General features: G+C 43.9%; 15 protein-coding genes and 1 pseudogene. 8 read left to right on the forward strand and 8 right to left on the reverse strand.

Annotated elements, in window-relative coordinates; all coding sequences use genetic code 11:
• Positions 1-166: 166 nt before the first annotated feature.
• Together B5D77_RS14610 and B5D77_RS14615 are read left to right on the forward strand one after the other, a co-directional pair.
• Positions 167-1,120, forward strand: a complete 954-nt coding sequence (locus B5D77_RS14610) for a branched-chain amino acid ABC transporter permease (protein WP_106909101.1) — start codon at positions 167-169, stop codon at positions 1,118-1,120.
• 91 nt (positions 1,121-1,211) lie between these two features.
• A complete protein-coding gene (locus B5D77_RS14615; protein WP_061430168.1) occupies positions 1,212-2,123 on the forward strand; it encodes a hypothetical protein in 912 nt (303 codons plus the stop codon).
• A gap of 297 nt (positions 2,124-2,420) precedes the next feature.
• Here the strand turns inward: B5D77_RS14615 and B5D77_RS27265 are convergent, their stop codons facing one another.
• Positions 2,421-2,966, reverse strand: a complete 546-nt coding sequence (locus B5D77_RS27265) for a PEP-CTERM sorting domain-containing protein (RefSeq protein ID WP_254052967.1) — start codon at positions 2,964-2,966, stop codon at positions 2,421-2,423.
• A 445-nt stretch (positions 2,967-3,411) separates the two neighbouring features.
• Between B5D77_RS27265 and B5D77_RS14630 the strand changes: the two genes are divergently transcribed.
• Positions 3,412-3,723: a BrnT family toxin gene (locus B5D77_RS14630; RefSeq protein WP_061430167.1), complete on the forward strand. Its 312-nt coding sequence runs from the start codon at positions 3,412-3,414 to the stop codon at positions 3,721-3,723.
• Positions 3,710-3,919, forward strand: a complete 210-nt coding sequence (locus tag B5D77_RS14635; protein ID WP_228009492.1) for a BrnA antitoxin family protein — start codon at positions 3,710-3,712, stop codon at positions 3,917-3,919. The genes B5D77_RS14630 and B5D77_RS14635 overlap by 14 nt, the downstream gene beginning before the upstream one ends.
• Positions 3,920-3,981: 62 nt before the next feature.
• On the opposite strand, the gene B5D77_RS14640 is transcribed toward B5D77_RS14635, so the two are convergent.
• The 4 genes and pseudogenes from B5D77_RS14640 to B5D77_RS25905 form a co-directional block, all read right to left on the reverse strand.
• Positions 3,982-4,242, reverse strand: coding sequence for a DUF4926 domain-containing protein (locus B5D77_RS14640; protein WP_002765844.1), 261 nt, complete (start codon positions 4,240-4,242; stop codon positions 3,982-3,984).
• 6 nt (positions 4,243-4,248) lie between these two features.
• Positions 4,249-4,578 (reverse strand): annotated as a pseudogene (locus B5D77_RS28130) (DUF6883 domain-containing protein).
• Positions 4,579-4,607: 29 nt separating this feature from the next.
• Complete coding sequence (locus B5D77_RS14650; RefSeq protein WP_106909102.1) at positions 4,608-4,892, reverse strand: helix-turn-helix domain-containing protein; 285 nt, start codon at positions 4,890-4,892, stop codon at positions 4,608-4,610.
• Positions 4,889-5,065, reverse strand: a complete 177-nt coding sequence (locus B5D77_RS25905) for a hypothetical protein (RefSeq protein ID WP_157221775.1) — start codon at positions 5,063-5,065, stop codon at positions 4,889-4,891. The genes B5D77_RS14650 and B5D77_RS25905 overlap by 4 nt, the downstream gene beginning before the upstream one ends.
• Here B5D77_RS25905 and B5D77_RS25910 point away from each other — a divergent pair.
• Both B5D77_RS25910 and B5D77_RS14665 read left to right on the forward strand, forming a co-directional pair.
• Complete coding sequence (locus B5D77_RS25910; RefSeq protein WP_159036969.1) at positions 5,064-5,459, forward strand: hypothetical protein; 396 nt, start codon at positions 5,064-5,066, stop codon at positions 5,457-5,459. The genes B5D77_RS25905 and B5D77_RS25910 overlap by 2 nt on opposite strands.
• Positions 5,460-5,586: 127 nt before the next feature.
• Positions 5,587-7,974: an ATP-dependent Clp protease ATP-binding subunit gene (locus B5D77_RS14665; RefSeq protein WP_106909103.1), complete on the forward strand. Its 2,388-nt coding sequence runs from the start codon at positions 5,587-5,589 to the stop codon at positions 7,972-7,974.
• Positions 7,975-8,222: 248 nt separating this feature from the next.
• Here the strand turns inward: B5D77_RS14665 and B5D77_RS14670 are convergent, their stop codons facing one another.
• Positions 8,223-8,465, reverse strand: coding sequence for a hypothetical protein (locus B5D77_RS14670; protein ID WP_008206795.1), 243 nt, complete (start codon positions 8,463-8,465; stop codon positions 8,223-8,225).
• A gap of 59 nt (positions 8,466-8,524) precedes the next feature.
• Positions 8,525-10,051 (reverse strand): apolipoprotein N-acyltransferase, encoded by a 1,527-nt coding sequence (lnt, locus tag B5D77_RS14675; RefSeq protein WP_008206792.1) that lies wholly within the window; start codon positions 10,049-10,051, stop codon positions 8,525-8,527.
• Between the two features lie 240 nt (positions 10,052-10,291).
• On the opposite strand from lnt, the gene B5D77_RS14685 reads away from it, so the two are divergent.
• The gene (locus tag B5D77_RS14685) at positions 10,292-11,050 is read left to right on the forward strand and encodes a GAF domain-containing protein (RefSeq protein ID WP_008206790.1); all 759 of its coding nucleotides are present in this window, start codon (positions 10,292-10,294) and stop codon (positions 11,048-11,050) included.
• A 91-nt stretch (positions 11,051-11,141) separates the two neighbouring features.
• Here B5D77_RS14685 and B5D77_RS14690 read toward each other — a convergent pair whose 3' ends face one another.
• Positions 11,142-11,528: a hypothetical protein gene (locus tag B5D77_RS14690; RefSeq protein ID WP_106910008.1), complete on the reverse strand. Its 387-nt coding sequence runs from the start codon at positions 11,526-11,528 to the stop codon at positions 11,142-11,144.
• 354 nt (positions 11,529-11,882) lie between these two features.
• Here B5D77_RS14690 and B5D77_RS14695 point away from each other — a divergent pair, with 354 nt between their 5' ends.
• Positions 11,883-12,872 (forward strand): CAP domain-containing protein, encoded by a 990-nt coding sequence (locus B5D77_RS14695; protein ID WP_039900634.1) that lies wholly within the window; start codon positions 11,883-11,885, stop codon positions 12,870-12,872.
• Positions 12,873-12,982 lie beyond the last annotated feature (110 nt).

A 12,982-nucleotide genomic window follows, 5' to 3' on the forward strand; every position in this document is an offset into this window, starting at 1 on the left:
ATCCCGTCTGCTTTTAAGGTGGCGAACGCTACCATATAGGAAAAGTGCCAAGTAAAAAATTATGATAATTTCGAGAATTACCGGAGAATGAGGTGGGAGAGAACGGTGATAAAATTAGCTAATTGACTCCCCTAACTGAAGCCCCCAATAACCGCTCACTGAAAATATGGCTGATTTTTTTACCACCTATGGTTTTTTAATTGTTTCAATGATATTTGGAGCCAGCTTAGGCATTTCAGTTTATCTGCCCTTAATGGCCGGTCAATTATCCTTAGCAACCCCCGGTTTTTACGCTTTAGGGGGTTATGTGGCCGCCATTCTTTCCACGAAAGTTTTTACTAATACCGGTGGCAATTATCCCCTGGCTTTGGTCTTTTTAGAAATGTTAATTGCTGGCATTATTGCGGGAATATTAGCCATAATTTTAGGTATTCCTGTTCTCCGTTTGCGAGGTATTTATTTAGCTATTGCCACAATCGCCTGGGTAGAAATTTTGAGAATTATTGCCCTTAATCTCGAGATAACCGGCGGTGCGGTCGGTATTTTCGCCATCCCCCAACCTTTCACCACTCAATTAGGCTACCTTTGGCTGGCTTTGCCCCTCTTATTCCTAACTATGCTGTTTCTCTACCGGTTAGAAAACATCAAAATTGGTCGGGCATTTAACGCCATTCGTGCCGATGAATTGGCGGCTGCATCCATGGGAATTAATCCCACCTATCACAAAGTTTTATCCTTCACTTTCGGGGCAGTTTTAGCGGCAGTGGTGGGAGCGGTAAGCGCCCATTTTCTCAATACATGGAATTCCCGTCAAGGAACCTTTGATTCTAGTATTATTTTCTTGGCTTTTGTTTTAATTGGTGGTTCAAGAACTTTTGTCGGTCCGGTGGTGGGAGGCATTGTTTTAACTGCTTTGCCCGAAGTTTTACGCGCCCTCGGCGGCGTGAATGGTTTACCAATTTGGTTGGGGAATTTCTTGCGCGATGGTCGTTTGATTATTTTTGGAATTTTAATCGTTTTGGGAACAATTTTTTATCCACAAGGCTTAATTACACCTGAATTAATCAAAAAAATAATGCCTTTTAAAAGACGTTCCTCTCCTATTCAAGTTGATTCCTAGTTAGGGATCAATGTTGTCGATTGGATTCCTTTTTAATTAATGATATAATAGGATAGTTTATCCCCCTTTATATTCTCAGTCATCTCCGAGAATGACCCGCCAAATTCACGACCAATTTGCCAAGGAATATTTAGAGGAACTGTTAGCGCCTCTAGGAACCATAAAAAAGAGTAAGAAAGTGAAAAGTGAGGTTCAAGAAATAGATGTCTGGTTTGAACCGGCCAGTTCACCATCAAGGACCGAACTCCCTTTAGGTTTACTCGGAAAAATGGCGGCGACTTCCTGTTTGTTTGAACCTTTCCGTAACCCGCCCTCAGAAATAGAGATTCGCAGTTGTATATCAAAGTTATATACTGTTCATAATGACCTGTTAAGAAAGGCGAAACGGGCAAACAAAACTCTGACGGTCGCAGAATTGCCAGTTTTATGGATTCTCACCCCCACCTTTTCAGCTAGAATGATTCAAGGATTCAGGGCTGACAGCGATGAGAGGAATTGGTTAAAAGGGGTTTACTTTTTAGCTGACTTCCTCAAAGTGGCAATCGTTGCCATCCACCAGTTACCAGTGAGTGAAGACACTTTATGGTTGAGGGTTTTAGGAAAAGGAGAAACACAAAAAAGAGCCGTAGAAGAGTTAGTTCAATTGCCAGAAGATAACTCTTTTAAAGAAAATTTGTTAGAAATTCTAGCCAACTGGCGTAAGAATTTGGAATTGAGAGATAATTTAAGTAGCGAGGAACAGGAGGACATCATGAACCTATCACCAGCCTATCTAAAACAGCGAGAAGATTGGAAAATAGAAGGAAAACAGGAAGGCACTTTAGAGGGACAACTCTCGCTGATAGCTAGTCTTCTGGAAGGGCGGTTTGGAACCCTAGATTCGGAATTGTCTGGTCTAGTTGAACAGATTGCCCAACTTCCCATCTCAGAACGCACCGGGTTACTTCTTTCTTTAGTGAATTTATCCCGCTCTGAACTGTTAGAAAGATTGAGAAAAGATTAAAGTTTTAGTCCGCTCAAGCCATGAATTTTCATGCCAAAATCCTGATGGTAGTTTGTCTGCTGAGTTACTGTCATGGTCAAATCTAGCATTCCCTCAGACGCTCTAGCCCTGGGTTGGGTTGAGCTATTATTATTGAGCAGGTATTACCAATCGGATCAAAAGGCGAAACCCAACCAAGATTGTGAAAATATTCCTGGAAGTTGTTGGGTTTCCTTGGGTCAACCTAACCTACGAGTTTTACTCTAAACTTGGTCTGACTGAATCAAGGGGGCATTTGTCATATTTTTAGTGGGCAATTTAGCCTACTTTTGTGGTTTCTTTTCCGGTGGATTTAGAGGACTTCAGTTTGCGATTGAGGGTTGAGGCTGCGCCGAGAGTGCCGAGGGCGAGGAGGCCGATGGTTGAGGTGGGTTCAGGGCATGGCTTAACATTGAATGGTATCTCTTGACCACCAGAAGACGTACTTGTGATTGGGCTTTTAATTATTAACGTATGTGTACTAGGGGTAAACTCACCGCTCATTGTTAACCTGTTATTAGTACCGTGAAAACTATATGTTCCATTAGACTCGGTTACGCCGTACATATACATAGTACCGTTAAATTTTCCTCCAGATGGAGAATTACTACCTTTAACTGTAAATGTTATTTTGTTCATAACCGTATCTAGACTTACTCCGAAAAGCCAACTCCCATTATACAAAGACTTAGGAACACCGGGTCGGTTAACCTCATAGCAATAACAAAGGGTAGCTGCCTGAGCAGGTTCAACAGCAACAGCAACACCCACCGCAGTAACCATTGTTATTATTGGAACCATTGATAATCTTTGTAAGATATTCATTTTTACTGTTTCTATACATTTATTAGCTCATGTACCTTGAGTCAAGCAGCACCCCAACCCAACACCAAAGGGAGATAGCAGAAGCATACACACTCCCCCCCCACAACTGTAGCAAAAGCTACAATTTAATAAATCTTTATATTCTTCTCCCTAACTAGCGATTCACAGGGGAAAGAGTTTCAGGTATTTTCCCCTGTTTTACTGCTTCTCAGGCGACCTATCGCCTTCCGTGAGGGATTGTGGCGCGGTGTGTCAGATTCGATAATAGGGTTCAAAATTTCGCTAACATTGTTAGGTAATTATTTATTAACTGTTGTTAAGTCTTGCATCTCCCCGGTAGGCATGATTTCTAGACTTAGAGGTTATCTTGGTAGTTGGGAGGGTGTATTATACATCGCTTGCGATCGCAGTATAATTTCTTAGTTTATGGAGTTAGAGTCAAAAGATGGAGTTCGAGTGGGATGACCAAAAGAACAACATCAATATTGAAAAACACGGGATCGACTTTAATTTTGCCAAGGAAATCTTTTCAGGAGTCTGGATATCAAAACCTGATAATCGCAGAGACTACGGCGAAGAAAGATTAATCGCTTTGGGACTTTTAGGAGAATTTGTCCTAGTTGCAGTGTACACTCTACGAGAACAGAAAATACGGCTTATATCTACAAGACGCGCTAATGCAGAGGAAAGGGGAATTTATTATGAGTATGTCGAGAGAGGAACAATTAAATATCCTTGGTCAGATGAAAGATTCTGATATAGATTATTCAGATGTACCTGCTACTGATGCCGAATTTTGGCAAGAAGCTACTGTTAATTCTCCTCTAAAAGTTCCTGTAACTCTGCAGCTTGAACCCTCAGTTGTTGCTTGGTATAAACAGCAATTTCCCAAAAAATATCAGACTTTAATTAATGCCGTACTAAAAAAATATATGCTAGAACATAATTGTTAAGTGCGATTTCCGGTTCATAGAAAACTTTTACTTGAGCCATAGCGTTTTCCCTTAAGCAGAATTCACGCCGCCTCCAGTTCATAATGCAAGACCAGAAGCTCATCGCCTGGCAGAATAGCCATCGCATATTCCCGCCCCTGACTGTCAGAAAATTCCACTAAATATTGATAGCGCGAACCTTTTTCATACACCTCAACCACTGTTCCCACCTGTCCGCTTGGCAAGCTGGGGACAGCCTCATAATCTGGCTCAACCAAAGTCAATCGCTCCCGAGGGACGGAGTTGAGGATGGCAACCGGATCTAAAAGTTTGATGTCTTTCATGGTAGTTCACTGGATAAAGGCAGAAATTAGGCGAGGGTTGGGATTAATTAAGCCGATTTCCCAGATAGTTCGCAGTTGTGTTCCTTCCCGTTCTGGTATCGTCCAATCCACTTTAAACTGCTGGCCGAATTCCGTGACCGCTTGTTGCACAACTTACCCCTCCAGGGCAGCCTGTGAGATGAGCGATCGCAAAACCTCAGCGTTCTCGGCAGTTATTCCCAGACGAGAGCGAAAGACTCTGGCTTGATTTTTTCCTCTGGAATGTTCTGGATTTAAGCAATAGCCAATCAGTTTTTCCATCGAGATTTCTGCCAGTTCCCCGTTGGGTAATTTCATCTGCGGCACTCCGAACTTTCTGACTTCCCTCAGAGCAACTCGATTCGCAATTGGCGGCCCACCACAGAAGCCGCCCGTTGGATAGTATCGAGGGAAACGCCCGTCTTTTCCGGGTCGAGGAGGCGGTCAAGTTGCGCTCGACTGGTCTGCATCCGCGCCGCCATCTCCGTTTTGGTCAGAGAGATCCGTTTCATCTCCTCAGCCAACTGCCGCGCCAGTACCCGTTTGAGTGCCACCGCACTACAGTCCTCCTCAAGACCTTCTTCTTTGAGAAAATCATCGAAATCGGAGCCAGTATGGGGGTTAGCGGTCATATTTTTCCTGTTCCTTCTTGCGCTAGTAGGGGCGAACGGCCGTTCGCCCCTACTAGATTTCCCGTTTTGGGGTTTTTGGGACTTCGCCGATGTTGCCGTGCGGCAGAATCATCTCCCCTCGGCTGATGTAAAAGATGACCCGCGTGATGCGTCTGCCCGTAGGGGCAATTCATGAATTGCCCCTACTCCGCACCTCCCATAAGTCTTGATAACCGGAAAGTGAACGGCACAGGGGCAGCCGATGGGAAAGCTAAACTCTACGTCCTTGATATCGCTGCCAATAATCCGGCAATCTTCACGGCTGAGAGTTTTCCACCAATCTTTGACTGGCTCCGACCCACCTTCGGCTCGAAAAAACTTGGCTGGCAGCCTTTTCAATCCTTACCTTCTCAGTTATATGGTACATCAATCGGATTAATGAGATCTTCAACGGTCGCCCAGAAATTACTGGGAGTACCGCCCTTCGATTGGCGAAATATTGGCAAGTTTCCCCATCTCCCCCCGCAACGCGCACGAAGTGGTCTCCCCACTCCCCCATCACCCCACTTCATAATTCATAATTCATAATTCATAATTCCCACTCCCCACTCCTGTCCCCTAACCCACCCTACTGATACGGATATCCCCCTTCCGGCTAATGTAAAGAAAACGTTACAGTAACAGATAAAGCCCAGTAGCCAGGAAGCCGTCGATCATGTTTGAATACTTTAACCAGAAAGCTATCAAAGCGGTGATGTTCGCCCAAGAGGAAGCCCGTCGTACCGGTCACAGTGTCGTGGGTACGGAGCATTTACTGTTAGGATTGATAGGAGAAGCCACCGCCACCGCAGCCTCAATTCTCAAGGATTTAAAAGTCACCCTGCACGAAAGTCGCCGCCTGATTGAAGGAATGACCGGCCGCGGCACCGGTTACAGTCCCGTTAATATCCCTTTTACCCCGAAAGCGAAAAAGATGTTCGAGCAAGCATTTCAGGAAGCTCGACAATTAGGGGAACAGGCGATCGCACCTGAACATCTATTACTCGCTATCACCACCGATCCCGAATCCCTAGCCGCTAAAATTTTAATTATGCAGGGTGTTGATTTGATCAAACTTCGCGGACTTTTAATTAAAAATGCCGGGGAAAAAGTCGCTAGTGGTCGCTTCACGGCAAAGAGTGACTATGAAGACCAGAAAAATGCTCCCCAAGGCGGGATTTTAGCCCAATATGGTCGCAATTTAAGCCAAGAGGTCAAAAATGGCAAAATTGACCCTGTAATCGGTAGAGAGCCAGAAATCGAGCGAGTTGTCCAAATTTTAGGCCGTCGTACCAAAAGTAACCCGATTTTACTCGGTGCGCCGGGGGTGGGGAAAACAGCGATCGCTGAAGGGTTAGCACAACGCATCCATAGTGGCGATATTCCCGAACTTTTGCAGGATAAACAGGTAATTGCCCTCGATATGGGGTCTTTACTGGCGGGAACCCGTTTTCGCGGCGATTTTGAAGAACGTTTAAAGGGTGTGGTGGAGGAAGTTCGCAAATCGGGCAGTATTATCCTGTTTATCGATGAAATTCACACTCTTGTGGGTGCTGGTAGCATGGGAGGAGCTATGGATGCTTCTAACTTGCTTAAACCTGCTTTAGCTCGCGGCGAGTTACAGTGTTTAGGGGCAACTACTCTCGATGAGTATAAACAGCATATTGAGCGAGATGCGGCTCTAGAAAGACGTTTTCAGCCAGTTATGGTGGGAGAACCGACTAAAGAGCAAGCGATCGAGATTTTACGCGGTTTAAAAGCCACCTACGAGGATTTCCATCAGGTAAAATACGATCAAAAAGCGATCGAAGCTGCCGTTAATCTATCCTCGCGCTATATCAATGATCGCTTTTTACCGGACAAAGCGATCGATCTTCTCGATGAAGCGGGATCCCGCACCCATCTACGCTATTCCCTGCAAAGTAAAAGTCCCGCAGAGGTTAACGAAGAATCACCCCTAATTAACCCCGAATCTTTAATTCCGGTGGTAGATGCGGAGGAAATCGCCCAAATTGTCGCCGCTTGGACAGGTATTCCCGTTACCCAATTAACTGAAACTGAGTCGGAATCGCTCTTAAATCTGGAATGTCAACTGCACGAGCGGATTATTGGCCAACAGGAGGCAGTGAATGCCGTTTCTCGTGCTATTCGTCGAGCGCGAGTCAATTTAAAGAATCCTAACCGTCCGATTGCCTCGTTTATTTTTGCCGGTCCCACGGGAGTCGGTAAAACTGAATTAACGAAAGCCTTAGCTAAGTTGCTCTTTGGCTCGGAATCCAGTATGATTCGCCTAGATATGTCGGAATTTATGGAATCCCACACGGTTTCTAAGTTAATTGGTGCGCCTCCCGGATACATCGGTTACAATGAAGGCGGTCAATTAACGGAAGCAGTGCGTCGTCAACCCTATAGAGTGGTTTTGTTTGACGAAATCGAGAAAGCACATCCCGATGTTTTTAATCTTCTCCTGCAACTGTTAGAAGATGGTCATTTGACCGATAGCCAAGGTCGTCGGGTGGACTTTAAGAATACCCTAATTATCATGACCTCAAATATTGGCTCAAAAGTCATCGAAAAAGGCGGTAAGAGCTTAGGATTCGAGATTGCTGACGATTTTGCTCAATCCCGTTACCAACAGATATCTAATCGGGTGACAGAGGAGTTAAAACAATATTTCCGTCCCGAATTTCTCAACCGTCTCGATGAAATTATCGTTTTCCGACAGTTAACTCGCGAAGAAGTTACCCAGATTGCTGATATTCTGATCGCAGATCTAGCCAAACAATTGACAGAAAAAGGCATTTCTGTGCAAGTTACCGCCGCTTTTAAGGATTTGGTCATCAATGAGGGTTATGATCCTAGCTACGGTGCGCGGCCTTTACGTCGTGCTTTAACTCGACGCTTAGAGGATAGTTTAGCGGTCGCGATGTTATCGGGAAAAGTCAATTCTGGAGACCATGCGCTATTAGATGTAACTGCTGAAGCTGTGGTGACAGTCTCTAGTCATCAGCGCTCTGAGCAAAGCGATATTCTCTCGCAATTACAGTTACAACCAGTGGGTTAATCCCCTCAAAAATTGCTTTTTTCGGGGTTGAAAATGTTTCAACCCCGATTTTTATCATCTAAGTAGCTGGTTATATAGCGTTTCCTGTTCGCACTAGGTACATTATCGATGTTGAAAAGCTTAATTAGCAAAGGTTTAAGTGTGCCACACAGGTGTGAGAACCGCTATAATTAAATTAAAAATGGATTTTAGGTTCGATCCCCCCTGCCCTCCTTGATAAGGTAGGGTTGATTCATGAATCAACCCTACTATTTAGGCAACCAGCGTTCTTGAATTTGATTAATCGCCCAGCTTAAAATCGCCCCCGCAATTAAAATACTAATAGCAGGATTGAATAAGGGCAGCCAAAGACGCTGAAAAAGTTTAAATCCTAGGGGAATTCCCGTGGATTCACCGATAACAGCCACGGCAAACCAGAGAAAGCCCGCTATTACCAAAAACACATCAAATATTAAGATTCTATTCAACCACTTGACAAATTGCTCTTTCATTGCCTTAAAAACTTAGGTTATTTAACAGTTTATTCAGGAAAAATTATACCACTGTCACTTTAATCCCAAGCTCTCCAGAGCCAAGCTAGTCCGGCAGTAATGATTAAAACTTTAGTTAACCAATCTCCCCAGCGCACATATAAAGTCCTCGTGTCCCGTCGATAAATTGTTTCGCTATGGATTTGATATTTATCCAAATCCGATAGCCAAAGGTGATTACCGTGGGGATCGACAAAAGCAGAATAACCTGTATTGGTGGCGCGGGCCATCCATCGATCGGTTTCGATCGCTCGCATGGTATCCTGAGCATGGTGTTGAGCGGGCATGGCGTGGCTATAATGGGCGTTATTAGAAGCAGTAATAATAAATTCGCCTCCTCTAGCAGTTTGACGGCGAAAATGTTCGGAAAAAGCCGACTCGTAACAAATGCCCACAATGGTTTTACCGAAAGGACTGTCAATAATTTGATCGGGATTTCCCTGGATTAAATGCGCTTGCAGAGGAGAAAGGCGATCAACAATTCCGCCCAAAATTTCCTGAAAAGGAACGTATTCGCCTAAAGGCACGAGAATTACTTTATCATACCGACTAATCACCTGTCCCTCGCCATCGATGGTCAAGAGACTATTGTTATAACCCTTGTCCACCTTGCCGAATGCACCTAACCAGATCGGCGTTTTTTTGGCTAAAATTGCCGAATAAATCGAGCTATTATTAACTAAGTTCTCCCAATAGTAGGGTAAGGCGGTTTCAGGAGTTAAGACGGCATCTACTCCTTGAGCGGCGAGAATTTGATAACCAGTGGTGTAACCTTCGAGGGCCTTTTGAAATCCTAGGGGCGAAAGTTTGATCGTGTTGGGAATATTGCCCTGAATTACGCCAATTTTTATCCCTAAATCCCTTGACTTTTCGATCGGTTTATGGTATGCGTTCCATCCCCAGAGATGGAGGCTAAAACAAATGAGGAGGGGTAAAGAGAGAAAAGCGAGATTTTGCCGCGATTGACGGATTAGGAGCAAGCTTTCAGCGATTAAACCATTAACTGCCACAATTGCCGCCGTTACCGTCGTAAAACCCGATAATTTGCCCAATTGCAGAATCAATAAATTATGGGGACTTTGGCTATAAGCAAGGGTAGTCCACCAGAGAGGGGATTGACTCCAGAGAGATTCTAACCCACACCAGAGGGCAGTGCCGATGAAAACCCGCAGGAGGGCATCCCTAAAAGATGACTGATTAACACTTTTGTTGACATAAAACATAACTAACGTCCAAGTTAGCACGATCGCCGTTCCCCAAAAAGCGATAAACAACCAACAAAACAGGGCAATTGACAAACTGGCTAACCAGGGGACACCCATCCACGTCATCGGGTGAATTCCCGTGATCCAGAATAAAGCCAGACCATGGTAGGCAAAACCCCAGCCAAAACCGTATAAAAGCTGTTTTTTTAGGGATTTTTCCCCTAATATCGCAACCATCCACAGGGGGACTAGAGAAATCCAAGCGAGTAACCACCAGGAAACCGGTGCTACTGTTATCCCCATCCCCACACCCCCCAAAATTGCCCAGAGAAAACGCACCATCTTTCACCCCAGTCAGGTTGAACTCCTCTGACCTACTAGATCTCAGAGTAGCTAGAGGGAAGACAAAAAACAAGAGACAGACAGAAGTTTTTCAGCACATATACAATAGAGCAGTTAACGAGCAACAAAAGCCCTTCCATGAGATGCTATGGCAAGCTATAGACTCAGACAAACAAGGAGATGGGGAATGTCACCCTCACCCTAAAAGCCTAAACTCGGACTGAATAAGTGATTGAATACATGGATAATTTTAACCCCAAAATAACGGCTCTGGCTCTGGTCTTGAATGTCGAGGAAAATCTCGAAGATATTTTTCGGAAAATAGCTAGTACAAGCGCGCAGCAATTGCGGGCGCAGCACTGTTCAATTATGTTAAGCTCTCCACAGGAATTAAAGGGGGAAATTACCGATTATCTAGAAGTTTTTGCCCATTATGATGGTCTCTCACCTTTGGGGGATCAAGAAATAATTAAACTCGATCAAGCTATTGCCGGCACTGTGGCAACTACAGGAAAACCTCTACTAATTAAGGATATCACTCGATCGCCATTGGCCAGTGCAGCCGGTTATACCAGAAAATCAAATAATAACAGTTTTATAGCCGCACCGATTATCCTAAACGAGCAGATAATCGGAGTAATTAATCTCAGTTTTCCCCTAGACAAAAAACATTTTGAACCATTCGATTTAGAAATCTTGCAGTTATTCGCTCAACAGGCATCCCAATCCCTGCAAATTTTTCATTTGCAAGGGATGTTAAAATCTCGTTTTGTGGCTATGGCAGTGACTAGAGAAATAGCAGAAATTCAGTGCGAACATTCGATCGCTGTTCATCCTTATCCCCCGAAATTAGCCAAAATTGTCGCTAAGGCTTTTTTTAAAGAATTAACTCAGGCTGGTTTTGGAACCCATGAAGTTATTGAGATTGCTAATGAGGTTTTGAATTTACTACAAAAGACTCTTAATAAACATAAAAATCGTCTGGAAGCAAAAGATTGAGTGCTAATCAAGGGTTAAAATCAACTAACTTGCCACTCCCGTACAGTCGGCAGCAGTAATTGATATAGTTAACAGCTTAATTGACCGATGTTTACTGATTGCCGCTGCCGTCCTGCCGTCCTAATTCATAGACACCGGAGGCAACACAGGCGAGAATGCCGACACTAATCGGCCAACTTTTTCCTAAACTAATCTCGATTAACCAATCGGAGAAACCGCCGAGAATGAGAAAGGGAATAATACTAAAGATAGAAGCATAAAAAGCATTTTGGGATTCTCTGGCGACGCGAGTTTTTTCAAACTCCTCTAGGGAAGTATAGAGGAAACGCTCGGCAAAATTAAACCAGCCATAGAAAATTTCTATAAACCAATTTCGCACCCCGGCTAATCCCAGATACAATGCTAAAGACCAGAGACAGCTACCGGCAATAAAGGCTGGGGAAATATTGATAGTGAAGGGCAGAAAGTCGATTACCATAGATGAGGGCCACAGAATTGGTAAATTTGAGCGAGCGGCTTGATCAATCTTAACAAGTCTTGACCCTGGCACCAAAAAAAGGTGATTTCCAAACCTGACCATTTGGGTTTCTGCTTGCGGTCCTTGGGGGTTTCCCAGCTGCCTTATGCCATTTTTCTTTATTCGTGGCAGACATCCTACTCCCCTCTCCCCCCCTTGCTCCCCCGACATCGGGGGGGTGGGGTGAAGGTAATTAACTATCTCTGCCATTACTTTAGAAAAATGCTATGACGTTCTGGCATATATCCTGTAAATGCGCTAGTATTTAACAGTAAATCCGACCTAGAACGGGGGGGTTCAGACCCAATTTTTTCGATGAAAAGTTTTTTTAAGAAACCTTATCGGTTGGGAATTTTGATGCTTGTATCGACAAGTTTAATGGCCTGTAGTTCCTTAAACTATAGCTCTTTTGCGGAACTCGTACCATCTTTCTCTCCCTCTCCTTCTCCCTCTCCTTTAGATGCGGCAACTTTACAGGTTTTAGAGAATAAAATCTATCAACAGGTCAATCGCTATCGTCAATCTCGCAATTTATCTCCCCTACTGTTAAATCGGGCAATTTCCCAACAGGCAAGATTACATAGCCAACGTATGGCTGCCGGTTTAGTTCCTTTTAGTCATCAAGATTTTGACCAAAGAGCGCAAACTATTGGCGTTTCCGTTCCCTATCAAGCGGTGGGGGAAAATCTGGCAGTTAATCAAGGTTATGATGACCCGGTAATGATTGCGGTGGATGGCTGGATTAAAAGTCAAGGTCATCGGGAAAATATCGAGGGTGATTTTGATAGTACCGGGATTGGAGTAGCGACGGATAATCAAGGAAAATTGTACTTTACTCAAATATTTTTAAAACGTCAATCCCCTGCCGTTTCTCCTAATCACCTTAGCTACGATCCTATCGGGAATCAATCTTTTTTCATTACCCTCGAAGAAAACACTAATTATCAAGTTAATCGCTACCGAATTTCTCAAAATTTACCGCCCCTACGTCTCGATGCTCGCATTAGTCATGAAGCTCGCTTATTTAGTCAAAAAATGGCCAATCAACAGGCTCCTTTTAGTCATGATGGTTTCGAGGGACGAGTCAAGGCAGTACAAAGGAAGATTCCTTTAGAAAAAATGGGCGAAAATTTGGCTTTTATGAAGGGATATACTGACCCCGTTAGTGTTGCCGTCAAGGGTTGGATTAATAGCCCCGGTCATCAAAAAAATATGGTTGGTGATTATAACCTCACCGGTATCGGTATCGCTAAAAATAATGCTGGTGAATATTATTTTACACAACTTTTTGTTAAAAAGCGTTGACAAAATTACACCGATGATACCTAAAATTAATTACCAGTCTTTAGCTATCAGCCTTTTCGGTGATCAGTTATCAGTTATCAGTGATCAGTGATCAGGGAAATAAAGGCACT

The organism is Microcystis sp. MC19, from assembly GCF_003019735.1.
GTDB lineage: Bacteria > Cyanobacteriota > Cyanobacteriia > Cyanobacteriales > Microcystaceae > Microcystis.

What these genes read in the sequence shown, in the direction of transcription:
- B5D77_RS14635 (WP_228009492.1), top strand. Translation starts at nt 3,710, where the DNA reads ATGAAAGATTCTGATATAGATTATTCAGATGTACCTGCTACTGATGCC.
- B5D77_RS14665 (WP_106909103.1), top strand. Translation starts at nt 5,587, where the DNA reads ATGTTTGAATACTTTAACCAGAAAGCTATCAAAGCGGTGATGTTCGCC.
- B5D77_RS14615 (WP_061430168.1), top strand. Translation starts at nt 1,212, where the DNA reads ATGACCCGCCAAATTCACGACCAATTTGCCAAGGAATATTTAGAGGAA.
- B5D77_RS14610 (WP_106909101.1), top strand. Translation starts at nt 167, where the DNA reads ATGGCTGATTTTTTTACCACCTATGGTTTTTTAATTGTTTCAATGATA.
- B5D77_RS14630 (WP_061430167.1), top strand. Translation starts at nt 3,412, where the DNA reads ATGGAGTTCGAGTGGGATGACCAAAAGAACAACATCAATATTGAAAAA.
- B5D77_RS14695 (WP_039900634.1), top strand. Translation starts at nt 11,883, where the DNA reads ATGAAAAGTTTTTTTAAGAAACCTTATCGGTTGGGAATTTTGATGCTT.
- B5D77_RS27265 (WP_254052967.1), bottom strand. Translation starts at nt 2,966, where the DNA reads ATGAATATCTTACAAAGATTATCAATGGTTCCAATAATAACAATGGTT.
- B5D77_RS25905 (WP_157221775.1), bottom strand. Translation starts at nt 5,065, where the DNA reads ATGAATTGCCCCTACGGGCAGACGCATCACGCGGGTCATCTTTTACAT.
- B5D77_RS14640 (WP_002765844.1), bottom strand. Translation starts at nt 4,242, where the DNA reads ATGAAAGACATCAAACTTTTAGATCCGGTTGCCATCCTCAACTCCGTC.
- B5D77_RS14650 (WP_106909102.1), bottom strand. Translation starts at nt 4,892, where the DNA reads ATGACCGCTAACCCCCATACTGGCTCCGATTTCGATGATTTTCTCAAA.
- B5D77_RS14670 (WP_008206795.1), bottom strand. Translation starts at nt 8,465, where the DNA reads ATGAAAGAGCAATTTGTCAAGTGGTTGAATAGAATCTTAATATTTGAT.
- lnt (WP_008206792.1), bottom strand. Translation starts at nt 10,051, where the DNA reads ATGGTGCGTTTTCTCTGGGCAATTTTGGGGGGTGTGGGGATGGGGATA.
- B5D77_RS14685 (WP_008206790.1), top strand. Translation starts at nt 10,292, where the DNA reads ATGGATAATTTTAACCCCAAAATAACGGCTCTGGCTCTGGTCTTGAAT.
- B5D77_RS25910 (WP_159036969.1), top strand. Translation starts at nt 5,064, where the DNA reads ATGAATTGCCCCTACTCCGCACCTCCCATAAGTCTTGATAACCGGAAA.
- B5D77_RS14690 (WP_106910008.1), bottom strand. Translation starts at nt 11,528, where the DNA reads ATGGTAATCGACTTTCTGCCCTTCACTATCAATATTTCCCCAGCCTTT.